The organism is Bradyrhizobium nitroreducens (assembly GCF_002776695.1).
Classification (GTDB): Bacteria; Pseudomonadota; Alphaproteobacteria; order Rhizobiales; family Xanthobacteraceae; genus Bradyrhizobium; species Bradyrhizobium nitroreducens.
This window is the reverse complement of sequence record NZ_LFJC01000003.1, coordinates 5818529-5844735: the sequence shown is the minus strand read 5'-3', so window position 1 is coordinate 5844735 and position 26207 is coordinate 5818529. Positions and strand designations below refer to the sequence as shown.

The window sequence follows — 26207 nt, the reverse complement described above, 5'->3', positions numbered from 1 at the left end:
TCAAAGGCTCGGCCCGTGTCTCGTCTCAAGATCCTGGCGCTACTACCTCTGGCTGCTGCACTCAGTGGATGCGACTACGTCGTGCTGGCGCCAGCCGGCGATATCGCTGCCCAGCAGCGCGACCTCGTCATCATCTCCACCGTCCTGATGCTCCTGATCGTCGTCCCCGTGATGGCGCTGACGGTGCTGTTCGCCTGGCGTTATCGCCAGTCCAACACCGAGGCCCGCTACGAGCCGGAATGGGACCACTCGACCGCGCTCGAGCTGGTGATCTGGTCGGCACCGCTGCTGATCATCGTTTGCCTGGGTGCGCTGACCTGGATGGGCACGCATCTGCTCGACCCCTATCGCACGCTCGGCCGCATCCATGCCGACCGCGCCGTCGACCAGTCCAAGGCCCCGCTCGAGGTCGACGTCGTCGCGCTCGACTGGAAATGGCTCTTCATCTACCCGGACTACGGCATCGCCACCGTCAACGAGCTCGCGGCTCCCGTCGATCGCCCGATCAACTTCCGCATCACCGCATCCTCGGTGATGAACTCGTTCTACATCCCCGCACTCGCCGGCCAGATCTACGCGATGCCGGGCATGGAGACGAAGCTCCATGCCGTCGTCAACCACGCCGGCTCGTACAAGGGCTTCTCGGCGAACTACAGCGGTGCCGGCTTCTCCGGCATGCACTTCAACTTTAGGGGACTCGACGACAAGGGCTTTGACGCCTGGATCGCGCAGGCCAAATCCGCCGGCGGCGCGCTCGGCCGCGCCGAATATCTCCAGTTGGAGAAGCCCAGCCAGAACGAGCCGGTTCGGCGCTGGGGCGCCGTCGATGCCGATCTCTACCGCCTGATCCTCAACATGTGCGTCGAGACCGGCAAGATGTGCCAGAGCGAGATGATGGCGATCGACGCCAAGGGCGGCAACGGCCATGAGGGCCTGAACAACACGCTGCCGCTCACTTACGACAAATACGCCCGCCGCGGCGCTCCGCTCGGGCCCGAGCCGACCTTCGTCGCCGGCACCTGCACGCCGGATGCGCCGCAAGGCCAGACCACGGCGTCGATCAAGGCTCCGATCGACATTGCGCCGCTCACCGGCGCCGGCCTGAAGCGGCCGACCTTCACGCCGCTGAAGTCCTCGTCCTTCTTCCTCGGACTTCGTCCCAAGTCCGATTCCTGAAGTCAGATTCCTAAAGAGATCCCCGCATGTCTCCTGATCTTCTCAAGCTCATCTTCGGCCGGCTCGGCTTCGAATCTCTGCCGCTGCACGAGCCGATCGTCGTCGGCACTTTCGCCGTTGTCGCGCTCGGCGGCGCAGCCCTGCTCGGCGGCCTCACCTATTTCCGCCTCTGGGGCTACCTCTGGCGCGAGTGGTTCACCACGGTGGACCACAAGCGTATCGGCATCATGTACATGATCCTCGGCATCGTGATGCTGCTGCGGGGCTTTGCCGACGCGCTGATGATGCGCGGCCAGCAGATGCTCGCCTTTGGCGGCTCCGAAGGCTACCTCAACGCCCATCACTACGATCAGGTCTTCACCGCCCACGGCGTGATCATGATCTTCTTCGTGGCGATGCCGCTGGTCACCGGCCTGATGAACTACGTCGTGCCGCTGCAGATCGGCGCGCGCGACGTGTCGTTCCCGTTCCTGAACAATTTCAGCTTCTGGATGACGGTCGGCGGCGCGGTGCTGGTGATGGCCTCGCTGTTCATCGGCGAATTCGCCCGCACCGGCTGGTTGGCTTATCCGCCGCTGTCGAACATCGGCTACAGTCCCGACGTCGGCGTCGACTATTACATCTGGGCGCTGCAGGTCGCCGGCGTCGGAACGACGCTGTCCGGCATCAACCTGATCTGCACCATCGTCAAGCTGCGCTGCCCCGGCATGACCATGATGAAGATGCCCGTCTTCACCTGGACCTCGCTCTGCACCAACGTCCTGATCGTCGCCTCCTTCCCGGTCCTGACCGTCGTGCTCGCGTTGCTCTCGCTGGACCGTTACGTCGGCACAAACTTCTTCACGAACGATTTCGGCGGCAGCCCGATGATGTACGTGAACCTGATCTGGATCTGGGGCCATCCCGAAGTCTACATCCTGGTTCTCCCGGCGTTCGGCATCTTCTCTGAGGTGACCTCGACCTTCTCCGGCAAGCGGCTGTTCGGCTACACCTCGATGGTCTACGCCACGGTGGTCATCACCATCCTGTCTTACCTGGTCTGGCTGCATCACTTCTTCACGATGGGCTCCGGCGCCAGCGTCAACTCGTTCTTCGGCATCACCACGATGATCATCTCGATCCCGACGGGCGCGAAGATGTTCAACTGGCTGTTCACGATGTATCGCGGCCGCATCCGCTACGAATTGCCGATGATGTGGACGATCGCCTTCATGCTGACCTTCGTGATCGGCGGCATGACCGGCGTGCTGCTGGCTGTGCCGCCGGCCGACTTCGTGCTGCACAACAGCCTGTTCCTGATCGCGCACTTCCACAACGTGATCATCGGCGGCGTGGTGTTCGGCGCGTTCGCCGGCATCTCCTACTGGTTCCCGAAGGCGTTCGGCTTCAAGCTCGATCCGTTCTGGGGCAAGATGTCGTTCTGGTTCTGGGTCACCGGCTTCTACCTCGCCTTCATGCCGCTCTACGTGCTCGGCCTGATGGGCGTGACCCGCCGCCTGCGCGTGTTCGACGATCCGTCCCTGCAGATCTGGTTCGTCATCGCCGCGATCGGTGCCTTCCTCGTCCTGCTCGGCATCCTCTCCATGCTGATGCAGTTCGCGGTCAGCTTCCTCAGGCGCGAGCAGCTCAAGGACGTCACCGGCGATCCCTGGGATGCGCGCACGCTGGAATGGGCGACCTCCTCGCCCCCGCCGGATTACAACTTCGCCTTCACCCCCGTCGTTCACGACAATGACGCGTGGTGGGACATGAAGCGCCGGGGCTACCAGCGTCCGCTCACCGGCTTCAAGCCGATCCACATGCCCAGCAGCACCGGTACCGGCATCATCCTCGCCGGCCTCGCCACCGCGATGGGATTCGGCCTGATCTGGTACATCTGGTGGCTGGCCGCATTGAGCTTCGCCGGGCTGCTCGTCGTCGGCATCGGCCACACCTTCAACTATCACCGCGACTTCGACATTCCGGCTGAAGACGTCATCCGGACCGAGGACGCGCGCACCAAACTGCTCGCCGGAGCCAAGTAAATGACTGTCGCCGTCAATCCCTCGCAGACCGGCGAGCCGGTCTTCTACCTCGCCGACGAACATCCGCATCCGGAAGGCTGGAGCACCTCGCTCGGCTTCTGGATCTATCTGATGAGCGACTGTCTCATCTTCGCGATCCTGTTCGCCACCTTCGGCGTGCTCGGCGGCAACTACGCCGCCGGCCCGGCGCCGAAGGACCTGTTCGACCTGAACCTGGTCGCGGTGAACACGTCGATGCTGCTGCTGTCGTCGATCACCTATGGCTTTGCCATGCTGACGATGCAGCAGAACAAGGTGGCGCAGACGCAAGTCTGGCTGGCGATCACCGGCCTGTTCGGCCTCGCCTTCATCGGGATCGAGCTCACCGAGTTCGCCCATATGATCCATGAAGGCGCCACGCCGCAGCGCAGCGCCTTCCTGTCCGCCTTCTTCACCCTGGTCGGAACCCACGGCCTGCACGTGTCCTGCGGCCTGATCTGGCTGGTGACGCTGATGGTGCAGGTCGGCAAGTTCGGCCTGATCGAGGCCAATCGCCGCCGCCTGATGTGCCTGTCGATGTTCTGGCACTTCCTCGACGTGGTCTGGATCGGCGTCTTCACCTTCGTCTATCTCCTGGGAGTTCTGCGATGAGCACCGATACCCACACAGCTGGCGCGAACGGCCATCACCACGACGATGGCCACGCCCACGGCTCGTTCTCGACCTATATGCTGGGCTTCGTGCTCTCGGTCGTGCTTACGGCGATCCCGTTCTGGCTGGTGATGAGCGGCGCGCTGCCGAGCAAGCAGGTCACCGCCCTCGTCATCATGGCCTTCGCGGTCGTGCAGATCGTCGTGCACATGATCTACTTCCTGCACATGAACACGACGTCGGAGAACGGCTGGAGCATGATGGCGCTGATCTTCACTATCGTCATGGTGGTGATCGCGCTGTCCGGTTCGCTTTGGGTGATGAGCCACCTCAACAGCAACATGATGCCGATGCACGAGATGACGGGAATGAAGTGAGCGGGATCCGGACCGTGACGAGCGAGGCAAAGGACGTGCGCCGCAAGGCTGCACGTCCGCGCCTGTGGCTCACGGTCCTCTCGCTCACGGCCTTCGTCGCTCTGATCGCGCTCGGAATCTGGCAGATCGAGCGCCGCGCCTGGAAGCTGGCGCTGATCGACCGCGTCGAGCAGCGCGTTCATGCCCCAGCCCAGCCGATCCCCTCGCCTGCTGCGTGGCCCACGGTCAGCACCGCGAGCGACGAATACCGGCATGTCAGCGTTACCGGCCGCTTCCTGCATGACCGCGAGACGCTGGTGCAGGCCGTGACCGAGGAAGGCCCTGGCTATTGGGTGCTGACGCCGCTTCAGCGCGGCGACGGTACGTCCGTTCTGATCAACCGCGGCTTCGTGCCGTCGGAGCGGCGTGACCCATCGGCACGGCAGGACGGCAATCCAGACGGTCAGGTCGAGATCACCGGCCTGCTCCGTATCACCGAGCCCAAAGGCGGCTTCCTCCGGAACAACGTGCCCCAGCACAACCGCTGGTACTCGCGGGATGTCGCCGCGATTGCGGCGGCGCGCGGCCTCCAGAACGTCGCACCTTTCTTCGTCGATGCCGATGCCGGATCACAAATGGGCGGGGGGCCGATCGGCGGATTGACCGTGGTGCGCTTTCCCAATAACCACCTGATCTACGCGCTGACGTGGTTTGCCCTGGCCTTTATGCTGGCCGGCAGGCTTTTCGTCACATTCGGCGGCGGGCTGTTCCGCCGCAAGCGCTTCGTCCACGAACCGGCCGGTGGCCCAAGTGCCACCGCGCGCAGGACGGGATCAGATGCTGGAGAGATCGTCGAGCAAACCTGACGGAGGAAGCGCGCCTCGCCAAGCGCCTGGCGAGCTGACCGTCACGCTGCAATCGCAGGCGGATGCACGCAGCGAGCTGGTCGGTGCTGCGCCGACCGATGACGAGACCAACCGCAAGAACATGGCGCTGCTGATCCAGCTGCGCTGGACCGCGGTGGTCGGGCAGATCGTGACCATCGGCGGCGTGCATTTCGGGCTCGGCATTCCCTTGCCCCTGGAGCGGATGAGCGCGGTGATCGGCGCGCTGGTGCTGCTCAACGTCTCCAGCCTGATCTGGGTGCGCCATCGCGCCGCGATCACCAACAACGAGCTGCTGGTCGCCCTGATGCTGGACGTCGCGGCGCTGACCGCGCAGCTCTACCTCTCCGGCGGCGCCACCAATCCCTTCACCTCGCTGTTCCTGCTGCAGGTGACGCTGGGCGCGGTGCTGCTGGATGCCCGCTCGACCTGGTCGCTGGTCGCGCTGACCTGCGCGAGTTTTGTCTGGCTGACGCTGGCCTACCGCCCACTCGATCTGCCGCCGAACCCAATCAGCGAGACCTATAGCCTCGCCGTTGCCGGCATGCTCTTGGGCTTCGTGCTCAACGCCGTGCTGCTGGTCGTGTTCGTCACGCGCATCAACAGGAATTTGCGCGAGCGCGACGCGCATCTCGCGGCGTTGCGCCAGCATGCCGCCGAGCAGGACCACATCGTGCGCATGGGCCTGCTCGCCTCCGGCGCGGCGCATGAGCTCGGTACGCCGCTGGCCTCGCTCTCGGTGATCCTCAGCGACTGGCGCCGCATGCCGGATCTTGCCGCCGATCAGGAGCTCGCCGAGGATCTCACGGAGATGGAAACCTCGCTGCAGCGCTGCAAGTCGATCGTCACAGGCATCCTGGTCTCGGCGGGCGAAGCGCGCGGCGAAGGCTCCTCGCCGACGACGGTGACGGCCTTCGTCACCGCCCTGGTCGACGAATGGCGCGACGCGCGCTCGGCACGGACGCTCTATTTCGTCAACACTTTTGGCGCGGACGTGGCCATCGTCTCCGACGTCGCGCTGAAGCAGGTTATCTTCAACGTGCTCGACAACGCCTATGAGGTGTCGCGCGACTGGGTCGAGCTGGTGGCCGAGCGCGAGGGTGACAACCTCGTGCTGTCGATCTCCGATCGCGGCCCGGGCTTCGCGCCGGAGATGCTGGCGCAGCTCGGAAAACCATATCACTCGAGCAAGGGCCGCGCCGGCGGCGGGCTCGGGCTGTTCCTGGTGGTGAACGTGGTGCGCAAGCTGGGGGGCAGCGTCACGGCCGAGAACCACAGGAAGCGCGGCGCCACGGTGCGCCTGACGCTGCCGCTTTCAACGCTGGCGATCGGAGGAAATTTTGGCGCCTGACCGTTCGCTCATCGTCGTCGAGGACGATGCCGGCTTTGCGCGCACGCTGAAGCGCTCGTTCGAGCGCCGCGGCTACGAGGTCGTGCTCGCCGCCTCGATCGAAGAGGTGCGCCAGGTGCTGGAAGAGCGAACCTTCGGCCATGCCGTGGTCGATCTCAAGCTCGGCGGCGCCTCGGGCCTTGCCTGCGTCGAGCTGCTGCACACGCATGATCCCGACATGCTGATCGTGGTGCTCACCGGCTTTGCCAGCATCTCCACCGCAGTGGAGGCGATCAAGCTCGGCGCCTGCCACTATCTCGCAAAGCCCTCCAACACCGACGACATCGAAGCCGCCTTCACCAAGGCCGAAGGCAATACCGAGGTCGCGCTCGATGCACGGCCGACCTCGATCAAGACGCTGGAATGGGAGCGCATCCACCAGACCCTGATCGAGACCGATTTCAACATCTCCGAGGCGGCGCGGCGATTGGGCATGCACCGGCGCACGCTGGCAAGGAAGCTCGAGAAACGGCCGGTGAAGTAGGTGGTCCGCAACTCTCACGCCGTCATTCCGGAGCGTGCGAAGCACGAGCCCGGAATCCATCGGGAGACAGAGACGGTGGACGAATGGATTCTCAGGTGCGCAATTGCGCACCGTAGTTCTCGCTTCGCGAGCCCCGGAATGACGGCTGTGGCACCCCAAACAAAAAGCCCGGCCGAGCGGCCGGGCTTTTGATCTGTTGCGATCGACGCGACGAAAGCGCTTACGCGGCCTCGTCGGCGACGGTGGTGTCGTCGCCATCGGTGTCGTCGGTCTCGCCCTCGGCATCGGCCTCGCCCTCGGCGGCTTCCGCCTTGGCATTGCGGCGCGGGCTCTTGGCGAGCTGGGCCTCGATCTCCTTGACCGCTTCGGTCTCGGTCGAGTGCTGCACCACCGCGATCTCGCGGGACAGACGGTCGAGCGCCGCTTCATAGAGCTGGCGTTCGCTGTAGGACTGCTCCGGCTGCGATTCCGAGCGGTAGAGGTCGCGCACGACTTCCGCGATCGCGACGATGTCGCCCGAATTGATCTTCGCTTCGTATTCCTGGGCGCGGCGCGACCACATGGTGCGCTTGACGCGGGCACGACCCTTGAGGGTCTCCAGCGCCTTCTTGACCAGCGTCGGCTCGGACAGCTTGCGCATGCCGACATTGGCGACCTTGGCGGTCGGCACGCGCAACGTCATCTTGTCCTTGATGAAGTTGATGACGAACAGCTCGAGCTTCGCACCGGCGATCTCCTGCTCCTCGATGGCCAGGATCTGGCCGACGCCGTGAGCGGGATAGACGACGAATTCGTTGGCCTTGAAGCCCTGGCGCTGGGTCACGACCTTCTTTTCCTCGACCTTCGGCGCAACAGCGGGCTTCGCGGCCGGCTTGGCAGCGACAGGAGCCTTGGCAGGAGCAGCAGCAACGGGAGCCTTCGGCGCGGCAGGCTTGGCAGCGGGAGCCTTGGCAGTCACAGGCTTGGCAGCAGGCTTAGCAGCGGTCGCTTTCGCGGCCGGTTTGGCAGTCTTGTTAGGCATTGCGCTTCTTTTGTTCTTCGAGGACTTTGCAGCCGGCGCCTTCGTCGCGGTCCGACCCTTGGATGCGCTACGGCTGGCCGCGGCGACTTTTTTGGCCTCCTTATGGGAAGCCCTCGCTGAAGTACTCTTTTTACGCGTTTTCTGTGACACAGCCTGCGCGCGGAAACTGCCACGCCCCTGTTCGACATTTGGTTTCACGGGAACCCAGAGGGGCCAACGGGGCTGACGGGGTTCGGCTTAATGTGCCCAATATAGCACATTTCCCGCAAAAATCAATGATTTAGGGGTCTTCAGGGCTGGTTTTCGGCGGCAGGGCCGCTATTAGGGTTAAGTTTGGGCCCGAATTAGTCGCCGGAGCCGGGGTTCGGAGAAAAATATTTCTCGAACTTGCCTTCCATGCCGTCGAATTCCTTGGCGTCGGCAGGTGATTCTTTCTTCTGGGTGATGTTCGGCCAGCTCTTGGCGTACTGGGTGTTCACTTCCAGCCACTTTTCCAGGCCCGGTTCCGTGTCCGGCTTGATGGCGTCGGCGGGGCATTCCGGCTCGCACACGCCGCAATCGATGCACTCGTCGGGGTGGATGACGAGCATGTTGTCACCCTCGTAGAAGCAATCGACCGGGCAGACCTCGACGCAGTCGGTGTACTTGCACTTGATGCAGTTTTCAGTGACGACGTAAGTCATCCAACACGCTCCGAAAAGCTCTTTTAGAAGTCGCGGCTTGCCTAGCGCGGATGGCCCGGCGCCGCAAGCTCGACAAGCCCGATCATGACGGCTTTGCGCGTTTGATCGACCAAGAAATGAATGAGAAGCGCAATTAATTGCGCGTTCCGAGCTCCTCGTAGAGCTCGCGTGCCGAAGCAGCATCGCCGCGGCGTTCGCTAAAGCTTGTCACTCGCAAGACGCGCACCGTGCGATCGAGCGCGACAGTGATGACGTCGCCGAGCTTGACCGCATGGCCCGGCGACTTTTCGCGCTCACCGTTGACGCGGACGTGGCCGGTCTCGACCAGCTCGGCAGCCGAGGTGCGCGCCTTCACCACCCGCGCGTGCCACAGCCATTTGTCGAGGCGCTGCCGCTCGGTCGTCGTGGGACTACTCCTTGCGCCCCGACAGCTGCTCCTTCAGCGCGGCGAGCTTGGCGAAGGGCGAGTTCGGATCGGCAGGACGATCGCGCTCGCGCGGATTCGCGCTCGAGGCATAGGGACGGAGCGACGGACCGCCCTGACGGTCACGGCCCTTGTCGCGGTCACGGCCACGGTTGTCGCGGCCCTTGTCGCGATCGCCGCCGAACTTCTTGTTGTCGCGGTTGCGATCGCGATCCTTGTCGCGGTCCTTGCCCTGGAAGCTGCGATTGCGGTCGTCGCGGCGCTCGCCGCCCTCGCCACCTTCGCGCGGCTTGCGGAAGTCCTTGTTGCCGTCGCGACGGTGACCGCCGCCATGGCGATGCCCCGGCTTCGCGCCTTCGGCCGCTTCGCCGGGCGCGGCGCTCGCTTCACCGGCTGCGGCGCCGGCCTCGGCACCGGCCTGCGGGCGCTGGCCGTGATGACGCTGGTGGCGGTGGCGCTCGTGGCGCGGCTTGCGGTCCTCGTGACGGCCGCCGGGACGCCAGACCTCGACCAGCTCGGGCTCGGCGGGCGTGGCCGCAGCCTCAGGCGCGGCGGCATCGGCCGATGCAGCGGCTTCCGTTGCCACGGTCTCGGCGGCAGCCGCTTCGAGGCCGGCAGCCTCCGCCGGCGCAGCGGCCTGTTCGGCCGGCGGCGCGATACCGGGGGCATCTTCAGGCGTGACGGGCGCTTCAGGAGAAGCTTCGAGCGCGGGCTCGGCCGGCGCGGGCTCGTCGTGCTGCTCCATGCCGGGCGCGTCCTCGACGGTGACGGCTTCGACAGCAGTCTCCGCAGCCGGCGTCTCCTCGGGCAGGCCGGCAACGGCCTCCGCGGCGGCTTCGGTCGAGGCCTCATTCGCGGTCTCGGCGCTGCCTTCGACCGGCGGCGTCTCGGCCGCGACCGCCTCCACCACGGCCGGTTTTGCCGGCAGCGGCGGACGCTTCTCCATGCGATAGCCGAGCGCGCGCAGCACGGACGCAAAATCCTCGCCGGCAGATCCCGTGAGCGAGGTCATCGCCTGCGTCACGACGAAGCCGCGGCCGTCGAAAGCGCCGGCCGGCTTTTCGCCGGAGGCGTTCTCGCGCCAGGCCAGCGCCGGGCGGATCAGATCGGCAAGACGCTCCAGGATGTCGACGCGCACGGCGCGCTCGCCGGCCTGCTTGTAGCCGAGCACGCGATAGGCATCGCGCGGCAGCGCCTTGTCGACCGGGAACGAGGTGCGGCCCGAGGAGGCCAGATGCTGCGCGCCCGAGAGCGAGGACAGATCGACATTGTCCTGCTTCAGCGCCCACAACAGCGCGGCGAGCGCGCGCGCGGCGGGCTTGAGCAGGCCGGGGAAATAGATGTGATAGGCGCCGAAGCGGACGCCGTACTTCCGCAAGACCGCGCGCGAGGGCTGGTCGAGATCCTTCAGCTCGTTGGCGATTCTGGGCCGCTCCAGCACGCCGAGCGCCTCGACGAGCTGATAGGCGATGCCGCGGGCGATGCCGGTGACGTCCTCGGCCTTGGAGAGCTCGAACATCGGCCCGAGCAGCTTCTCGATATGGGTCTTGAGCCAGAGCTCGAGCCGGGCCTGCACCTTCTCGCGGGGGGCGCCGGTCAGGCGCTCGTCGGAGATGATGCGGATCCGCGGATGCAGCGCGTCCTCTGCGGCAGACAGTCGCGCCACGGCATCGCCGGTCCAGCGAATGATGCCTTCGGAGGTCAGCACGAACTGATCGTCGGGCGCATTGCCGAGCCGTTCGGCGCGCGTGTTGATCTCGCCGGCGAGCACCGCTTGCGCTGCAGCCTGCAAGGCTTTCGCATCGGAGCCTGCTTCCGCCGCATCCGGTGCAAAGGTGAAGCCGTCGAGGCGGCCGATGACATGGCCTTCGACGATGACTTCGCCGGTCTTGCCGATTTCAGTATTCAAGCTCGTGTTCTCCCGCAGGCGGCGCATCAATACACTGGTCCGGCGATCAACGAAACGCTCAGTCAAGCGTTCATGGAGCGCATCCGATAATTTATTTTCGACCTCCCGCGTCACCCCCTGCCAGCGTTCGGGGCCTTTCAGCCAGTCCGGACGGTTGGCGACGAAGGTCCAGGTGCGGATTTGCGCGATCCGGGCCGACAGCGTGTCGATGTCGCCGTCGATGCGGTCGGCCTGGGTGACCTGGGCGGCGAACCAGGCATCGGGAATGCATCCCTTCTGCATCAGGAAGCCGTAGAGCGTGGTCACCAGCTCGGCATGGGCGGCCGGCGACAATTTGCGATAATCCGGGACCTGGCAGGCTTCCCACAGCCGTTCCACGGCCTCCTTGCCATGCGCGATATCGCGCACCTCGACGTCGCGGGCGGCGTGCTCGAGCACGCGCATGTCCTCGGCGACGGGCGCGCGCGTCAGCGCCTCGTGCCCGGGGGCGAGGTTCAGCGAGACCTGCAGCGCGCCGAGCGAGGAGAAATCCAGCTTCGCATTGCGCCATTGCAGCACCTTCACATTGTCGAAGGTGTGGTTCTGCAGCGCGTTGACGAGCTCGGGCTCGAACGGCGCGCAGCGCCCCGTCGTCCCGAACGTGCCGTTGCGCGTGGCGCGGCCGGCGCGGCCCGCGATCTGCGCGAATTCGGACGGCGTCAGGCGGCGGAACTGGTAGCCGTCGAACTTGCGGTCGGAGGCGAAGGCGACGTGGTCGACGTCGAGATTGAGGCCCATGCCGACGGCGTCGGTGGCGACGAGATAGTCGACGTCGCCGTTCTGGAACATCTCCACCTGCGCATTGCGCGTGCGGGGCGAGAGCGATCCCAGCACCACGGCGGCGCCGCCATGCTGGCGCTTGATCAGCTCGGCGATGGCGTAGACCTCATCGGCCGAGAACGCGACGATGGCGGTGCGGCGCGGCTGGCGCGTGATCTTGCGGTCGCCGGCGAATTCCAGCTGCGACAGCCTGGGACGCGTGATCATGGAGACGCCGGGCAGCAGCCGCTCGATGATCGGGCGCATGGTGGCAGCGCCCAAGAGCAGCGTCTCGTCGCGGCCGCGGCGGTTGAGGATGCGATCGGTGAAGACGTGGCCGCGTTCGAGATCGCTCGCGATCTGCACCTCGTCGACGGCGAGGAAGGAGAGGTCGAGATCGCGCGGCATCGCCTCGACGGTCGAGACCCAATAGCGCGGATTTCTCGGCTTGATCTTCTCCTCGCCGGTGACGAGCGCGACCGCCTCGCTGCCGACCCGCGCGGCGATCTTGTTGTAGACCTCGCGCGCGAGCAGGCGCAGCGGCAGGCCGATCATGCCCGAGGGATGCGCGAGCATCCGCTCGATGGCGAGATGGGTCTTGCCGGTGTTGGTCGGCCCGAGCACCGCAGTGACGCCGGCGCCAGGCACTCGATCGTGAAGGGCGCGCTCGGAAGCGAAGGGGGAGGAGGAAAAGGCCATGTAAGGGAATTAGGTAGTGGCGATTTGGGCGAATGTCAGTGCCGGATTGGGGCGGAGGGCGCGCAAGGTGTCAGCCATGTCTGCGAACGCTGTGCTGGCGCGGCCGTCACGACTGTCATCGCCCGGCTCGACCGGGGCACGACGGCGGAGTGTGTGGGAGCATCGCTCCAAATCCCGCGCAACTGTCTCACTTTGCGACGCTTTTCCCGTTGGCCTTAAGCTTCGGAACGACTCTAGAACGAATCGCGGCCGAATCGCTGACTCCCAATTGAGTCCCGTTCCGTTCACGCAACATGTCGCGGGAGTCTTGTTGGCTGCAACTAGATGGAGTTTTCGGTTGCCGCACAAGTGACGGTTCGAGGGCGGAAAGCCTTAAGTTGGGGACGGCGCGGAGTCGAATCAGAATCGGGGAGGAGTCAAATGGATTCCAGGGCGGCAGCCGGCCCAACTCATTTTTGCGAAAACAACCCCATGCACAGTAGAGATGTGGTTGAAATTGCTGGATCTTTCTTACCCTCCCCTGGAGGGGGAGGGTCGATCGCGCGCAGCGCGAGCGGGGTGGGGTGATCTCTCAACACGAACAGTCCCCGTGGGGAGAGATCACCCCACCCCGTCACCCATCTCGCTTACGCTCGATGGCTGCCGACCCTCCCCCTCCAGGGGAGGGTTAAGAGGCACCGCTGCCGTGGTCGTCCTACTGCGTCTTCGCCACGCGGGGCGGCTGGGCGGTGGTGATGAAGCTGGTCGCTTCCAGCATGGCAGGCCCCAGCGGGGTCGGCACTTTCAGCCAGAACGGGACCAGGATGCGCGTGCCGGCGACGGGGGCGAACGCGATTTCCATGTTGCGCTGGGCGGCGAGGTATTTGATCACGGGACGGTCGGGGATGTAGCCGGCGACGGGCACGAAATAGATCGCGCAGACCACGACCGGGCCCTTGTAGCCCTTCTCCGCCTTCACGCTCTCCATGCGCTTGAAATCGAGCTTGAGCTCGTAGCGCATGCGGCCGTCGAACACGGGGGCCGAGTTGTGGCAGGCCTCCGGCGAGACGGGGTCGCCAGTGCCTGATACCCGCAGCAGCGAGGCCGTCATGGGGTCCCAGACACCGCGGCGATGCGCCTCGGTGACGACGATGCGGTCGGGATCGACCGGCGGCTCCGGCAGGATGGCAAAATCCTTCACATTGCCCTTGTCGAGCGTGATGCGGATCTCTTCGGTCTTCTTCGAGGTGGTGGTGGAGGCCTGGTAGCCGGTCGCGACCAGCGCGCCATTGACGACGCGCCCCTGCGAAGCGCCGGTGCCGGACCCGCCGGTGAAGGATTTCAGCAGGCCCGAGGTGCCGCCGGAGGCCGCAGCCGCGAACACGTCGTCCTGGATGTCGATGTTCCAGGCGCCCTTGCCGACGGGAATGCCGGCGAGCGAGGCCTCATATTGCGCCTCGAGCTTGCCCTGCGCCGCTGCCGGCGCTGCGCCCCACACCACGGCCAAGCCGCAAACCACCGTCAGCCAGCCGGCCAGGCGCGGGCGAGCGAAGCGCGATTTGAGCGCAGAAAAGGGCGTTGTGGGCACGAAACAATCCAATCGGGGCGCCAATCGGGACGCGATGGCCGTTACTTAAGCCAAAAACCGCGACAAACAATGTGTCCCGGCGTGTCTGGCCGGGGAACTCCACCGGAGTCCCAGGGAACTCCACCGGACTCTTCGGGCCCGAATGCGCCCTTTATGTGATGGTAAGGCGCGACAAACATTGCCGTTTTGGTGATCTCTTCGCCTCTCCCCCTCTGTCTCTTCCCCCTCGCCCCGCTTGCGGGGAGAGGGTCGGGGTGAGGGGGACTCGCCGCGAGGGCGGTGGCAGTTGGGTATCCCTACCGTACACCTCCCCCGTGGAGAGCCCCCCTCACCCGGAATCCGCGCTATTCGCGCGCATTCCGGCCTCTCCCCGCAGGCGGGGAGAGGCGAAAAGACCGCCCGAAAACTTGACGTCCCGCCCCTTCCCCCCTATACGTCCGCCCGCTCCCTGCAAGGACAGAGAATTCGCCCCCGTGGCGCCCAGAATGGCGGCCGCACATCGTTGGGGGTTTTAGGATAAGGATTGATGCCATGTCTCGCCGCTGCGAACTGACGGCCAAGGGCCCCCTCGTCGGCCACAAGGTCAGCCACTCCAACATCAAGACCAAGCGCCGCTTCCTGCCGAACCTGGTCAACGTGACCTTCATTTCGGAAGCCCTGGAGCGCAACGTGCGCCTGCGCGTCTCCACCAACGCGGTGAAGAGCGTCGACCACAATGGCGGCCTCGATGCCTTCCTGCTCAAGGCCAACGCCGACAACCTCTCCCCGCGCGCCCTCGAACTGAAGCGCGCGATCGTCAAGAAGGTCGGCCCGACGGCTGCCCCGGCGAAGAAGGCGAGCTGAGTTTTTCAGAATTGGGCGGGGGCTAGGTTGCGTCGCGTGGCGTAGGCTTAGCCGAGTAAGAGTTTGCGTTGCGGCCGGATCGGAAGATCCGGCCGTTTTTGTTTTTTGGTCCCGGCCCATCAACGAAAGTGCACTTGCCCGTCAGGGTAGAACCGAGCATCCTGCGGTTGAGCACGTCTTAGATTGGGTCGGAGGATGGACGTCGCCACAGAATTTAAGTCAAAGATTCTTAGCCGGAGCAAAGAGCCCGAAGATTATAGAATTTACCGAGCAGGTCTCGAATGGGATCTGACCGATCCGATAGTTATTGATCGCCCGGAAGATTTTAAGTCAGCGCCACGATGGAATGATCATCTTACTCCTTACCATCACCAAGTCACCAACCTCATTACATTCTGTCGTCGCCTTCCGGTAACTCTGCTCGCGGATGATGTCGGTCTCGGCAAAACGATCAGCGCTGGTCTGATTATCAGCGAACTTGTCGTCCGATCTCGGCTGTCCAAAGTCCTAATCGTCTGCCCAAAAATTCTCGCCCAGCAATGGAAGGAGGAACTGGAGTCGAAGTTCAACTTTCCAGGCATCGTTGCATTTGGAAGGGACCTACTTACCGCTGAGCCTGACGAGGTCGGCGCGGTAATCACAACATACAACTCAGCTCGGTTGTATCTCGAAAGACTTCCGGAAGACCGTTTCCAGATGCTCGTCCTAGACGAAGCGCACAAGCTAAGGAATCTATACGGCGTCCCCAATACTCCTCAGGTGGCCAAACGCTTTCGCAAGGCGCTAGAGGAACGACGATTTCCCTACGTTCTAATGCTGACCGCCACGCCCATCCAAAACCGGTTGTGGGACCTATATTCTCTCGTTGACCTACTGACTGTCGCTCGCGGACATGACAACCCCTTCGGCAACGAAGGCACGTTCATCAGGAAATTTGTTGCAGATCCTCGGGATGGGGCACGCCAGTTAAAGGAAGAGGCAAGAGACGAATTTCGGTCAATCGTCTACGGCTACATGTCCCGGGTTCGTCGAGGTGATGCGAAACTCTATTTCCCTGAACGAAAGGTCTTACGGCACGAGGTAGACCCAACGCCTGCAGAGCTGCAGCTCATCAAAGCGATTGCTGAGCCGATTCAAAAGCTCAATCGACTTACCCAGATCTCGATACTTCAGGCGTTGACGAGCAGTCCCGAGGCACTCTCCGCTCAGTTGGACAATATGGCTCGAAACGGGACGGCTCCGGCCGACCTTGCAACGACAGTCAAAGGCATCGTTACCAAGATGCCGCTAACGGCGAAGCTTCTCGGCCTCAACAAGCTGATAGAAAAGCTAAAGAAGGAAAATCCCGACGGCTGGCGGTTGGTCGTATTCACGATCCGACGAGAGACTCAGACAACAATCCAAAACTTCCTCGAAGGCCACGGGCTGAAAGTCGGCATAATTAATGGCGACTCGGGGGAACGAAACCAGGAGACCATTAAGCTCTTCCGTGAAACACCGCCACGCTACAGAGTTATCGTTTCAACAGAAGCTGGCTCCGAAGGCGTCAATCTTCAAATAGCAAACGTACTCGTCAACTATGATCTGCCCTGGAATCCGATGATTGTCGAACAGCGGATCGGGCGTGTGCAGCGTCTCGCTTCGGCTCATGCATTTGTAAGCATCTACAACGTCACTCTAAGAGGCACGTTTGAAGATTACATCGTCGGTCGGCTGATGGAAAAACTTCAGATGGCATCACACGCTGTCGGTGATGTTGAAGCTCTTCTGCAAGGCGCGGATGTCAGCGACGGAGATGAAGATGGCGGATCTGGCTTTGAAGACAGAATTCTAGATCTTGTGCTGGCTGCTCTCGCAGGAAAAGACGTCGAAAGGGCCACAAAACTTGCTGAAAAGAGCATTGAGGACGCCAAGTTAGAGCTCGAACGCGAAGAGGCAAATATCAACGCCATGCTTGGAGGCATGGACGAAGCCGAGTATGACGGCCCACGCACTCCAACACTTCCGAAGAATGAATGCTCGATCGCTCCTCGTGAGTTCGCACTGGCGGCGCTCAAATTCCTGAAAGTTCAGCTGACCGAGGAACCCAATGGACTTCTCCGTGCTGAAGAGAATGGGGGACGCGAATACATTAGATTCGCAGACCCAGCCGACCCAGCCAAACGAACTACATTATATGCACCGGGGGCGCCGGCCTTTCAGCGCCTCGTCAGTCGCATCGTTGCGAGCGGACTCCACGAGGTGGACGACCTCGACCAAGATCCGACACGAGCATCCCGAGAAATTGCACAGACCTGGATTACGCAATTCGGTGGACGCTTCACGTCCTCAGAACTGATCGATGCCATCCGAGTGTTCGGCGGGTCAGCCCTCCTACGGATCAGAGCCACTGTAGCTCATGATAGCTATGAGCGGCTCGTGGGCATCGACTGCAAGAATCAAGATCACCGCACCGAGCCGGGCAAGACTGCCATCAATCCAATCCCAAAGGCGTTCGACAAGCCTCAAGCACTCGGCATCGATATCGACAGACTTCAGCGAGCCGCCTTATCGGATGACAGCATTTCGGAGTTCTCGCGCTTCTACCTAGAGCGCCGGGAATACGAAACTATGCGCACATCTGATACGCGCAAGCGCAAGAAGCTGGAAGACGAGTTCACTCCCCGACTGGAAATGACCCTCGTCGGACTGGACGGCAGAGTGCATAGGGAAATCGGAGTAAAGGTACGATATACCATCGACTCAGAGGACGAATACGAGAGCCTACTCGTCGTTCGGCCACATGATGGAACACTCATTCGAGCCCCCGAACTGAGCTTATGCTCTAAGTCTGGAAAGACCGTACCTAACCACTGTTTGTCGCGATGTGACGTAACAGGCGCCTACGTGCTCCAGCACCTCCTTATAAGATCCGAGATGAGCGGACGCCTAGTCCTCCCGGAGTTCACGATTGTCTGCGCACAAAGCGGAAAGCGCATTCTTCGTGAGGAAGCAGACCTGTCTGCCGTATCTGGAAAATTGATCTCAGCCGACCTCCTCAAGACGTCCGCAATGAGTGGAAAGAAGGCCGAAGCAGAGCATTTTCGAGCGTGCTCGTTCACCAAGTCGGATTTTCTTCCCGACGAATTGGCCGTCAGTGAAATTTCTGGAAAGGACTATCGGCGCGACGAAGAAATGAAATCGTCCGTCTCTGGAAGAACGGGGCACAAGCAAGAATTTGTGTTTTGTCACGAAACACGCCTCCCCATCGCGATGGACGAAGCAGAAAAATGCGAGATAACCGGGCATCCTGTCAGAACAGGAGTTCTTGAGAAGTGCGAAGTTACCGGCAAGATGGTCTTACCAATTGGCCTCGAAAGATGTTCCGTAAGCGGCAGACTGGCACTCAAGCGCTACTTCGTGACCAGCAGTCTATCTGGTCTCCGGCTCTTGGAGCAGATCGCCCAACGATCATCGACCGGCACATTTTGCACACCTACTGAGCGACAAACGTGCGCATGGAGCGGCCGAACAGCCCACCCGGACGACATCCGAACTTGTGAATTAACTGGGCTTGCGATCCACCTTGACTACATGACGCCAAATGCGCCCTACCGGCTTCAGCCCCTCATCGAGATGCTCAATGGCATCCGGCGAAATTCGGATGGCGTCGAAAGATGGCCGGAGGTTGCTAGCCAGCTCTCGTCAGCCAAGAACGGTGGAAAGTATCGAGTAGAGGCTGCAATTGTGTCACCTGACAGTCGGCACTTGGCAACATCCTCCGAATCACGAGCAATGCTGGGGCTTCGCGTATATCAAGTTGGCGCCCTTTACGACTTTTCGACTAGAAGCATTATCGGCCGTATCTGTGTCGGAAAACGTGGCAAGGAGAATTGGATAGAAATCGACCGCTAGTCTTTTGTTTGGGGGGGGGAACAAATGGGAATGATGAAATCAATCCTTCGATTTCCTTGATATCGTCAAGCAAGGAGACGATCCGCTGGACCTTGTGACGGCACCGGCAACGAGATCAGCGAGAACATCTCCAACGTCCTCAAGCTCCATCGCGGCCTGCGCAAGACCGACCGGACGCAGCCGCGGCAGATGGTGTCGTGCGATACCGGGGTCGGCACGGTGACGGAGCCGACGACGTGACACCGGCTCAAGGCCAACGTCAACCTGGTGCTGGGGCTCGCCACCAGCCATGGGCTCGATGACGATGTGCCGTCGATGGCTGTCTAGAGATTGAGTACCTGCTGCGTTCGATGCGCCTTCTTCAAGCGTTCGGGTAGCGCGACTTTTCGACCGAGATCGTCCAGCGTCTCATCATCGCAAGCGCTGAGAAAATCGACCAGCTCGTTCTCGCTCCTGAAATTGTAGAACTGCTTTTCGGGAGCGTAGTAGACCACGACCGCCTTCCTTCGCGCGACGAGCCAGAGCATGTTCTGAACCGACCCGGAACTCTTGCCGTCCCACAGGACAAAACCGAGATCGGCGATATCAGCCATCGCGCGGTCTTTTTGAGCGTAGAATTCCCGCCCCTGCAATTTCGCGTCGGCAACGACGTTGCGGGTCGGCCAGTTTCCGACATTGTTCCGTGGCGCGGCTCCGACGAAATACACCGTGATGTCGGAATAGCCCAACTCGTGCAGACAGGATTGCATGGCCTTGTCGGCGCCATTGGCATCGCCGGTGACGATCGTCAGCCCGTTCTGGACCATGTTTTCCAGCCGGCCACGAACCTCGCTTCCAATACGAGAGATCTTTCGGGAGCCGGACAGGAAGACGGTGGTCATCGATTGCTTCTCGTTTTGGTCATCGTCAGGACGGAAACCTGCGCTGCCTCGCCTTCCTTATATAGCAAATCGGTCGCGACGCGTAGCGTGGAGCCGGAACGATAGAGATCGTCGACCAGCAATACTTTCCTGCCTCTGAACCTGCCCTGGGAGGCGTCCAGCTTGAGGGCCTCATCGAGGAGTTCCTTGCGCGCGATCGGGTCGGTAATACCCTTCAATTCTTCATTGCCGCTGTTGGTAAGCGCACCCACTGCAACCGCCACCTTGCGCCGTGCACCAAGCGCCTCCGCAATCAGTTCGACCGGCTGAACCGGGCGGTTCTTCTTTGTCGGTGGAATGGGAATGATGAAATCAAATCCCTCGATTCCCTTGATGTCGTCAAGCAAGGTGACGATCTGCTGAACTTTGGACTTATCGCCCTTGTACTTGAGCTGATACACGAGCTCGCCCATCTCGCTGCGGGTATTGTCAAATCGATCATGACCGGACTCATCCGTCCCGAGATGGGTGCTCGATACAGTATGCAGATCGTAGGCCTTGCCCGATTTCCAGTTACCGTCCAGGTTGATCGCCATATGCCCTCCGCCATCTTTGATGGAGGATATATTAGTATCAACCTCCGGATGTCGTCGACGTTTCCGCCAAACTTGGGCGCTTCCACTCCGTCTCCGCTATACTCGCCCCGGCAGCATCCCCCGAGGCGCATCCCATGGATTCCGTGCGTGATCCCGCACCTGCCCTCTTCCCCAAAGACCTCGTCAGGACGCAGCCGCGGCAGATGGCGTCCTGCGATACCGGGGCCAAAGCGGTGACGGGGCCGACGACGTAAGCGCCCCCCTCCCCCTACCCCCGAAAATCGATACTCCGCAGCACGATCCCCGGCGGCTGCCCCTCGAATTCGCTGGCGTGGTATTTGCCGGCGGCGCAGGCTTCGATGCGCTCGCGCAGGCGGGTGAACTGGGCTTCGCGGTGCTCGGGGGGGACCCTGGGGCCGCGCTCGAGATCGTCCATCGCCGAGGTCGAGATCGCGCAGCCGATCTCGCGCGCGCCGTCGCGCATCGAGAACAGCACGATCATCCGCTCGTATTGGAGGCCGATGTAGCGGCCGCTGCTGAGTGTCATCGCCTGCTCCTTGTCGAGGGTTGGTTAAGCCCGGCTGCTTCCGCCTTCGGCGCGGCTTCGGCGCGACGAGCCCGGACGAGTGCCCCCAAGGGCCAGCAAGGGCCGGCAAGGGCCGGCCGCCCGCGTCGCGTCCGCGTCTTTTCGCGCGTGAGGCGACGCGAGCGGCCGAGACTCGCCTCAGCTCTCCTCCGACAGCCGGGCGAAATCGTCGAGCAGCGCCGACACCAGCGCGCGGTGGCGCGTGTCCTCGACCGGCAGGCTCGCGGCATAGAGGTTGAGCAGGTAGCGCGCCTTCACCGCGGCCTCGGGCCAGGAGATGGCGGGCACGGTCATCAGGCGGTGTTCGAGATCGGCCTCGCGCTCGCGCAGCTGCCTGACATTGTTCTCGACATCGGCCAGCGCGCGGCGCAGATCGGTCGCCTTCTGCGCGGCCATGCCGCGATGCCTGTCGAGGTCGACGGGATGGTCAGTCATTGGCGGCGCTCGCGTCGATGCGTTGAGCGTCCGCGAGGTCGATCGAGCCGATCGCATGCATCTCCGCGGTGCCGCCGGGCCCGCCTTCCGCGGGCACCGTGATCATGGTCGCGACGCGGCGCCAGGCGGCGAACGACAGGCCCTCGATCATCTCCTCGTCGGTGACGACCTCATAGGCGCCCGCCGGCAGTTCGCGCGCGATGCCGCGGATGTGGAATGGATGCTTGAACGTCACGGATTCGCGCCGCGAGCGGATGGTCATGCGCGCCTGCCTTTCGAAAAGAGGGGGCCCCACCGGACGCTGGCGGACGCGAGCATGCGCGCATTGCGCGGCAATAGCCAGCGTTATTGTCGGTGCAGCGCGCGCCGCGGCGCCAGGCGCGGTGATTGCGCGCACGGCGTTTTAGTCCTCGCTATCGGAGCGCGGCAGGCGTAGGGTCGATCGCATCACCGCAACTCGGCAACGGCTTCGACCGGTGACTGAGGGTCGGTTTGCGCTCCCGCCGCGAGTTTCCGGGAGCGAGCATGTCGAAGTTCCGCCTTTCCGAATGGATCGTGCCGCCGGTGATCGTTCCATTGTTCCTGCTGCTGCTGATATGCGCGGCAGCCCTCTTCAATGGCTAGGACCGCGCGCGTGCCCTATCTCGTCAGCGGCACAAAGGAATATGGCAGCTCCAATCTCGGACGCGACAACGCCACTGTCGCATTGCGCCTGGCGCACAAGCTGCTGCGCGACGGCTACATGGACGTACGCGTCTGCACGCCGTGCGGGCGCGTGCTGCAGGCGGACGAACTCGGCGAACTCAAACCACAGGAGAGCGACATGGCCAAGGGACAGCAACGCGGCAACCGCGAAACCAAGAAGCCGAAGAAGGACAAGGCCAAGGTGATCGCCGCCGCGCCGAGCCGCAAGGACGCGGCCTGGCAACCGGATTTCGGTCCGGCGAAGAAGAAGTAGGGGCTTCCTTCGCCTCTCCCCGCTTGCGGGGAGAGGCCGGAATTTGCTGCAGCAAATTCCGGGTGAGGGGGACTCTCCACGGATCCAACTCTCACCTCCCTCGCGGAGACTCCCCCTCACCCAACCCTCTCAGGGCGAGCTTAGCTCGTCCCGACCCCGCAAGCGGGGCGAGGGAGCGCATCGCAGCCGGGACAAGCACCATCGTCTCCTCGCCGCCACGCTTATCGGCTATACTCGCTCCGGTAGCATCACCTGGAGAGGCCGACCTGTGGAGCACGCACCGAGACCCGAACCGAAAAACCTCGTCATCTGCTGCGACGGCACCGGCAACGAGATCAGCGAGAACATCTCCAACGTCCTGAAGCTCTATCGCTGCCTGCGCAAGACCGACCGGACGCAGCCGCGGCAGATGGTGTTCTACGATCCCGGCGTCGGCACGGTGACGGAGCCGACGACGTGGCACCGGCTCAAGGCGAACGTCAACCTGGTGCTGGGGCTCGCCACCGGCTACGGGCTCGATGACAACGTGCTCAGCGCCTATTGCTTCCTGGTCGAGCACTACGCGCCGGGCGACCGCATCTATCTGTTCGGCTTCTCGCGCGGCGCCTATACGGTGCGCGTGCTGGCGGGGCTGATCCACAAGATCGGCCTGATCCGGCCGGAGCAGGCGAACCTCGCAGGCAGTGGCCTCGTCGCCTACAAGCAATATTCCGGCACCGGGCGCGGCAACGACATCGAGGATCTCAGCGACGTCACGTTCGACGAGCAGGGGCCGCTGCCGAAGGACCAGTTCGACCTCGCCGCGCAGTTCGCGCGCATCACCTCGACGCGCTGGCCGACCATCCACTTCATCGGCGTGTGGGACACGGTGGCGAGCGTGATCGTGCCGCGCCCCGACCGGCTGTTTTGGCCGAGCCTGGAGGAGCTCGCCTTCACGCTGCGCAACCCGAGCGTCCGGATCTTCCGGCAGGCGATGGCGATCGACGAGCGGCGCTGCATGTTCCGCCTCAAGAAGTACGAGCAGCCGCAGGAGTTCTGGAGCAACCGCTACGTGCCCGACGAAAAGAAGGTGCCGCAGGACATCTGGCAGGTGTGGTTCGCCGGCGTACACAGCGACGTCGGCGGCGGCTATCCGGAAGCCGAAAGCGGCGACTCCAAATATCCGCTGATCTGGATGATCGCGGAAGCCGAGAAGGCGGGGCTGAACTTCAACCCGGCCACCGTGAAGCAGCTCGCCTGGGGCATCCAGCGCAAGAACTCGCCGTTCAAATATGTCGAGCCGGCCTATACGGGCAAGACCGGCGTGCTGCACAATTCGATGACAGCGGCCTGGCGGCTGCTGGAGTTCATCCCGAAGAGTGCGAAGTACCGGGAGTGGCCGGAGCGGAAGGTGTTTCTCGGCTTCTACATCCCCGATTGCGAGCCGCGCCTCATTCCCGAAGGCGCGCATGTGCATGAGAGCGTGTTGAAGCGGATGGCAGTGGAGCCGAAGTACCGGCCGGTGAACATGCCGAAGGACTATGTGACGGTGCCGATGCCGGTGCCGCCGGGGATGGAGGCGGCGACGGGAGAGAGCGTGGCGGGGTGATGCGGGGCGCTCGCGCTCTCTTACCCTCCCCTGGAGGGGGAGGGTCGATCGCGCGTAGCGCGAGCGGGGTGGGATGATCTCTCCCCACGAGCAGTCTTTGCGTGGAGAGATCACCCCACCCCGTCTCGCCTCGCTGCGCGACGCGAGCCGACCCTCGGGCGAGCTACGCTCGTCCCGGACCCCTCCAGGGGAGGGTGGCCCACTACCTTCGCTTTCCGCCTTCGCCGACACTTTTCGTTAAAATTCTCCCGCGCGGCTTAGCCGGATCGCATCTTCTCTCTTCCATCATCGCTGCATCGACCGCGAAACCTTGCGGAGCTGGAGGAGACGTGCCGCAATTCCCACGCAAATATGCCCGCGTGAAACCCGCAGGGCTGGTATCGCGCCAAGCCAAGATCATCACCGATCCGCGCGCGCCCGTGATTCCCTGCACGCTGATCGACTATTCGCCCGGCGGGGCCTGCGTCGATCTCGGCGGACAGGTGAAAATCCCCGATCGCTTCGAGCTGCTGCACGTCAACACCAAGAAGCGCTGCCGCATCGCCTGGAAGCGCGGCACGCGCGTGGGCGTGGTGTTTTGAATCTCACCCTCCCCTGGAGGGGGAGGGTCGATCGCGCGCAGCGCGAGCGGGGTGGGGTGATCTCTCCACACGGGCACTATTCGTCGCGGTGAGACCGTCACCCCACCCCGTCTCACATTTTCGCTGCGCTCAATGTGAGCCGACCCTCCCCCTCCAGGGGAGGGTAAAACCGCCTACTTCCGCATCCTGGCCTTTGCGCCGGCCACGATCTGCATGGCGACGCCGGCGAGCCAGCCGATGAAGACGAGCCAGGTCCAGCCCATGTGCGGATCGAGCCGCAGCACGATGACGGCGACGGAGACGAAGGCGGTGAGCGTGGCGAACAGCGTGCCGGCGGCCGAGAGGAATTCGGCGGCGTCGATGTGGCTGTGGGCGTCGTCGAACGGCATCTGCGGCGTGTCGATGCCGAGATAGAAGCCGACCGCGCCAAGCAGCATCATCAACAGCAGAAAGCCCTGCGTGGTGAGCTGCGGAATCTCCGATCCCACATGGGCTCCGATGAACAGCCCGCAGGCCGCACCAGCCATCGCCAGGCCCACGCGCTCGAAGATGTGGGCAGCTTTGCGGACAGGATAACGCATGGCCGGCCTCCGTTGCCTCGACTTGGCGCAAGGTTAGGCCAGTTTTGCGGGGGGTGGAAGCTGAGGGGATTTACGGAGGAGCGCGGTGGAGGCACGCCACCCACTCCGCCGTCGTTCTCCTACCGCGCCCCAAACGTCGTCTTGCCGAACAGCGCCTTTTGCGCGGAGGGCTGCGAGCGCCAATATTGCGGCGGCGCTTCGACCTCGCCGCCGAGCTCGGCGGCGGCGTGCCAGGCCCAGCGCGGGTCGTAGAGCATGCCGCGGGCGAGCGCGACCATGTCGGCCTTGCCACTGCTGACGATCTCTTCCGCCTGCCTGGCCTCCGTGATCAGGCCGACGCCGATGGTGGGCAATCGCGTCTCGCGCTTGATCGCCTCCGCAAACTGCACCTGATAGCCGGGACCGAGCGGGATCTTCTGCAACGGCGATACGCCGCCGGAGGAGGCGTCGATCCAGTCGACGCCGCGCGCCTTCAGCGCCTTGGCGAACTCGATCGTCTGCGCCAGATCCCAGCCGCCCTCGACCCAGTCGGTCGACGACACCCGCATGCCCACGGGCTTGTCGTGCGGGAACACCGCGCGCACCGCATCGTAGATTTCGAGCGGAAAGCGCATGCGGTTCTCGAGCGAGCCGCCATATTCGTCGGTGCGCCTGTTGGAGATCGGCGACAGGAACTGATGCAGGAGATAGCCGTGCGCGCCGTGCAGCTCGATGGCGTCGATGCCGATGCGCTCCGCGCGGCGGGCCGCATCGACGAAGGCCTCGCGGATGCGCTCGAGGCCGGCGGCATCGAGCGCGGTCGGGGCAGCCTCCCTCTCCTTGTGCGGCAGCGCCGACGGCGCCACGGTCTGCCAGCCGCCCTGCTCGACCGGAATCAGCTGGCCGCCGTCCCAGGGCCGCGCGCTGGAAGCCTTGCGGCCGGCATGGGCGAGCTGCATCGCGATGGCCGTGGAGGAATGCTTGCGCACCGAGGTGAGGATCTGCTTCAGCGCGGCTTCGGCCGCATCGCTGTAGAGCCCGAGGCAACCCGGCGTGATGCGGCCGATCGCCTCGACATGGGTCGCCTCGATGCAGAACATCGCCGCACCCGACAGGCTGAGATTGTTGATGTGGGTGAAGTGCCAGTCGGTGGCGACGCCGTCGTCGGCCGAATATTGGCACATCGGCGACACCACGACGCGGTTCTTCAAGGTCAGGCCGCGCAGCTTGATCGGGGAAAACAGGGCGCTCATGCGGGGGA

At 63.4% G+C, this 26207-nt stretch carries 23 protein-coding genes and 2 pseudogenes; 13 read left to right on the top strand and 12 right to left on the bottom strand.

The window, feature by feature from the left end:
- Window positions 1–15 precede the first annotated feature (15 nt).
- From cyoA to TSA1_RS28005, 7 genes are read left to right on the top strand one after another with little or no spacing between them, the layout of a single operon-like run.
- Window positions 16–1176: a ubiquinol oxidase subunit II gene (gene cyoA, locus TSA1_RS28035; RefSeq protein WP_100179169.1), complete on the top strand. Its 1161-nt coding sequence runs from the start codon at window positions 16–18 to the stop codon at window positions 1174–1176.
- Between the two features lie 26 nt (window positions 1177–1202).
- Window positions 1203–3200, top strand: a complete 1998-nt coding sequence (gene cyoB, locus TSA1_RS28030) for a cytochrome o ubiquinol oxidase subunit I (RefSeq protein ID WP_100179168.1) — start codon at window positions 1203–1205, stop codon at window positions 3198–3200.
- The gene (cyoC, locus tag TSA1_RS28025) at window positions 3201–3830 is read left to right on the top strand and encodes a cytochrome o ubiquinol oxidase subunit III (protein WP_100179167.1); all 630 of its coding nucleotides are present in this window, start codon (window positions 3201–3203) and stop codon (window positions 3828–3830) included.
- A complete protein-coding gene (cyoD, locus tag TSA1_RS28020) occupies window positions 3827–4207 on the top strand; it encodes a cytochrome o ubiquinol oxidase subunit IV (protein WP_100179166.1) in 381 nt (126 codons plus the stop codon). The genes cyoC and cyoD overlap by 4 nt, the downstream gene beginning before the upstream one ends.
- On the top strand, window positions 4204–5052 hold the full coding sequence (locus tag TSA1_RS28015; protein WP_100179165.1) for an SURF1 family protein: 849 nt from the start codon (window positions 4204–4206) through the stop codon (window positions 5050–5052). Before cyoD ends, TSA1_RS28015 begins: the two co-directional genes overlap by 4 nt.
- Window positions 5024–6421, top strand: a complete 1398-nt coding sequence (locus TSA1_RS28010) for an ATP-binding protein (RefSeq protein WP_100179164.1) — start codon at window positions 5024–5026, stop codon at window positions 6419–6421. The genes TSA1_RS28015 and TSA1_RS28010 overlap by 29 nt, the downstream gene beginning before the upstream one ends.
- Entirely contained in the window at window positions 6411–6944 is a 534-nt protein-coding gene (locus TSA1_RS28005; protein ID WP_100179163.1) for a response regulator transcription factor, read from the top strand. Before TSA1_RS28010 ends, TSA1_RS28005 begins: the two co-directional genes overlap by 11 nt.
- 220 nt (window positions 6945–7164) lie before the next feature.
- Here the strand turns inward: TSA1_RS28005 and TSA1_RS28000 are convergent, their stop codons facing one another.
- The 5 genes and pseudogenes from TSA1_RS28000 to TSA1_RS27980 all read right to left on the bottom strand — a co-directional run bounded on the left by TSA1_RS28000 (window position 7165) and on the right by TSA1_RS27980 (window position 13994).
- Window positions 7165–7965, bottom strand: coding sequence for a CarD family transcriptional regulator (locus TSA1_RS28000; RefSeq protein ID WP_174719106.1), 801 nt, complete (start codon window positions 7963–7965; stop codon window positions 7165–7167).
- A 344-nt stretch (window positions 7966–8309) separates the two neighbouring features.
- Window positions 8310–8648, bottom strand: coding sequence for a ferredoxin FdxA (fdxA, locus tag TSA1_RS27995; RefSeq protein ID WP_063198086.1), 339 nt, complete (start codon window positions 8646–8648; stop codon window positions 8310–8312).
- A gap of 133 nt (window positions 8649–8781) precedes the next feature.
- Window positions 8782–9045: pseudogene (locus TSA1_RS27990) on the bottom strand (RNA-binding S4 domain-containing protein); the annotation flags it as partial.
- A 13-nt stretch (window positions 9046–9058) separates the two neighbouring features.
- Complete coding sequence (locus TSA1_RS27985; RefSeq protein ID WP_100179160.1) at window positions 9059–12478, bottom strand: helicase-related protein; 3420 nt, start codon at window positions 12476–12478, stop codon at window positions 9059–9061.
- Window positions 12479–13172: 694 nt separating this feature from the next.
- Window positions 13173–13994, bottom strand: coding sequence for a DUF3108 domain-containing protein (locus tag TSA1_RS27980; RefSeq protein WP_174719343.1), 822 nt, complete (start codon window positions 13992–13994; stop codon window positions 13173–13175).
- Window positions 13995–14576: 582 nt separating this feature from the next.
- Between TSA1_RS27980 and rpmB the strand changes: the two genes are divergently transcribed.
- From rpmB to TSA1_RS27965, 3 genes and pseudogenes are all read left to right on the top strand, one after another.
- A complete protein-coding gene (rpmB, locus tag TSA1_RS27975; protein ID WP_097666901.1) occupies window positions 14577–14888 on the top strand; it encodes a 50S ribosomal protein L28 in 312 nt (103 codons plus the stop codon).
- 195 nt (window positions 14889–15083) lie between these two features.
- Entirely contained in the window at window positions 15084–18782 is a 3699-nt protein-coding gene (locus TSA1_RS27970; protein ID WP_100179159.1) for a DEAD/DEAH box helicase, read from the top strand.
- 93 nt (window positions 18783–18875) lie between these two features.
- A pseudogene (locus tag TSA1_RS27965) lies at window positions 18876–19097 on the top strand (phospholipase effector Tle1 domain-containing protein); the annotation flags it as partial.
- A gap of 8 nt (window positions 19098–19105) precedes the next feature.
- On the opposite strand, the gene TSA1_RS27960 reads toward TSA1_RS27965, so the two are convergent.
- From TSA1_RS27960 to TSA1_RS27940, 5 genes are all read right to left on the bottom strand, one after another.
- Complete coding sequence (locus tag TSA1_RS27960) at window positions 19106–19663, bottom strand: hypothetical protein (protein ID WP_100179158.1); 558 nt, start codon at window positions 19661–19663, stop codon at window positions 19106–19108.
- On the bottom strand, window positions 19660–20238 hold the full coding sequence (locus tag TSA1_RS27955) for a ComF family protein (RefSeq protein ID WP_100179157.1): 579 nt from the start codon (window positions 20236–20238) through the stop codon (window positions 19660–19662). Before TSA1_RS27955 ends, TSA1_RS27960 begins: the two co-directional genes overlap by 4 nt.
- Before the next feature lie 268 nt (window positions 20239–20506).
- On the bottom strand, window positions 20507–20785 hold the full coding sequence (locus TSA1_RS27950; protein WP_100179156.1) for a DUF1488 family protein: 279 nt from the start codon (window positions 20783–20785) through the stop codon (window positions 20507–20509).
- A gap of 177 nt (window positions 20786–20962) precedes the next feature.
- Complete coding sequence (locus tag TSA1_RS27945) at window positions 20963–21259, bottom strand: hypothetical protein (RefSeq protein ID WP_100179155.1); 297 nt, start codon at window positions 21257–21259, stop codon at window positions 20963–20965.
- Window positions 21252–21521 carry a hypothetical protein gene (locus tag TSA1_RS27940; RefSeq protein WP_100179154.1) on the bottom strand — a complete coding sequence of 90 codons (270 nt, stop codon included), beginning with the start codon at window positions 21519–21521 and terminating at the stop codon, window positions 21252–21254. Before TSA1_RS27940 ends, TSA1_RS27945 begins: the two co-directional genes overlap by 8 nt.
- 354 nt (window positions 21522–21875) lie before the next feature.
- Between TSA1_RS27940 and TSA1_RS27935 the strand changes: the two genes are divergently transcribed.
- The 3 genes from TSA1_RS27935 to TSA1_RS27925 all read left to right on the top strand — a co-directional run bounded on the left by TSA1_RS27935 (window position 21876) and on the right by TSA1_RS27925 (window position 24386).
- Entirely contained in the window at window positions 21876–22217 is a 342-nt protein-coding gene (locus TSA1_RS27935) for a hypothetical protein (protein ID WP_145984383.1), read from the top strand.
- Between the two features lie 268 nt (window positions 22218–22485).
- On the top strand, window positions 22486–23805 hold the full coding sequence (locus TSA1_RS27930; RefSeq protein WP_100179152.1) for a T6SS phospholipase effector Tle1-like catalytic domain-containing protein: 1320 nt from the start codon (window positions 22486–22488) through the stop codon (window positions 23803–23805).
- 329 nt (window positions 23806–24134) lie between these two features.
- Window positions 24135–24386, top strand: coding sequence for a PilZ domain-containing protein (locus TSA1_RS27925; RefSeq protein ID WP_100179151.1), 252 nt, complete (start codon window positions 24135–24137; stop codon window positions 24384–24386).
- A 173-nt stretch (window positions 24387–24559) separates the two neighbouring features.
- Here TSA1_RS27925 and TSA1_RS27920 read toward each other — a convergent pair whose 3' ends face one another.
- Both TSA1_RS27920 and TSA1_RS27915 read right to left on the bottom strand, forming a co-directional pair.
- Window positions 24560–24967, bottom strand: coding sequence for a hypothetical protein (locus TSA1_RS27920; RefSeq protein WP_100179150.1), 408 nt, complete (start codon window positions 24965–24967; stop codon window positions 24560–24562).
- A 119-nt stretch (window positions 24968–25086) separates the two neighbouring features.
- Window positions 25087–26199, bottom strand: coding sequence for an NADH:flavin oxidoreductase/NADH oxidase (locus TSA1_RS27915; protein ID WP_100179149.1), 1113 nt, complete (start codon window positions 26197–26199; stop codon window positions 25087–25089).
- Window positions 26200–26207 lie beyond the last annotated feature (8 nt).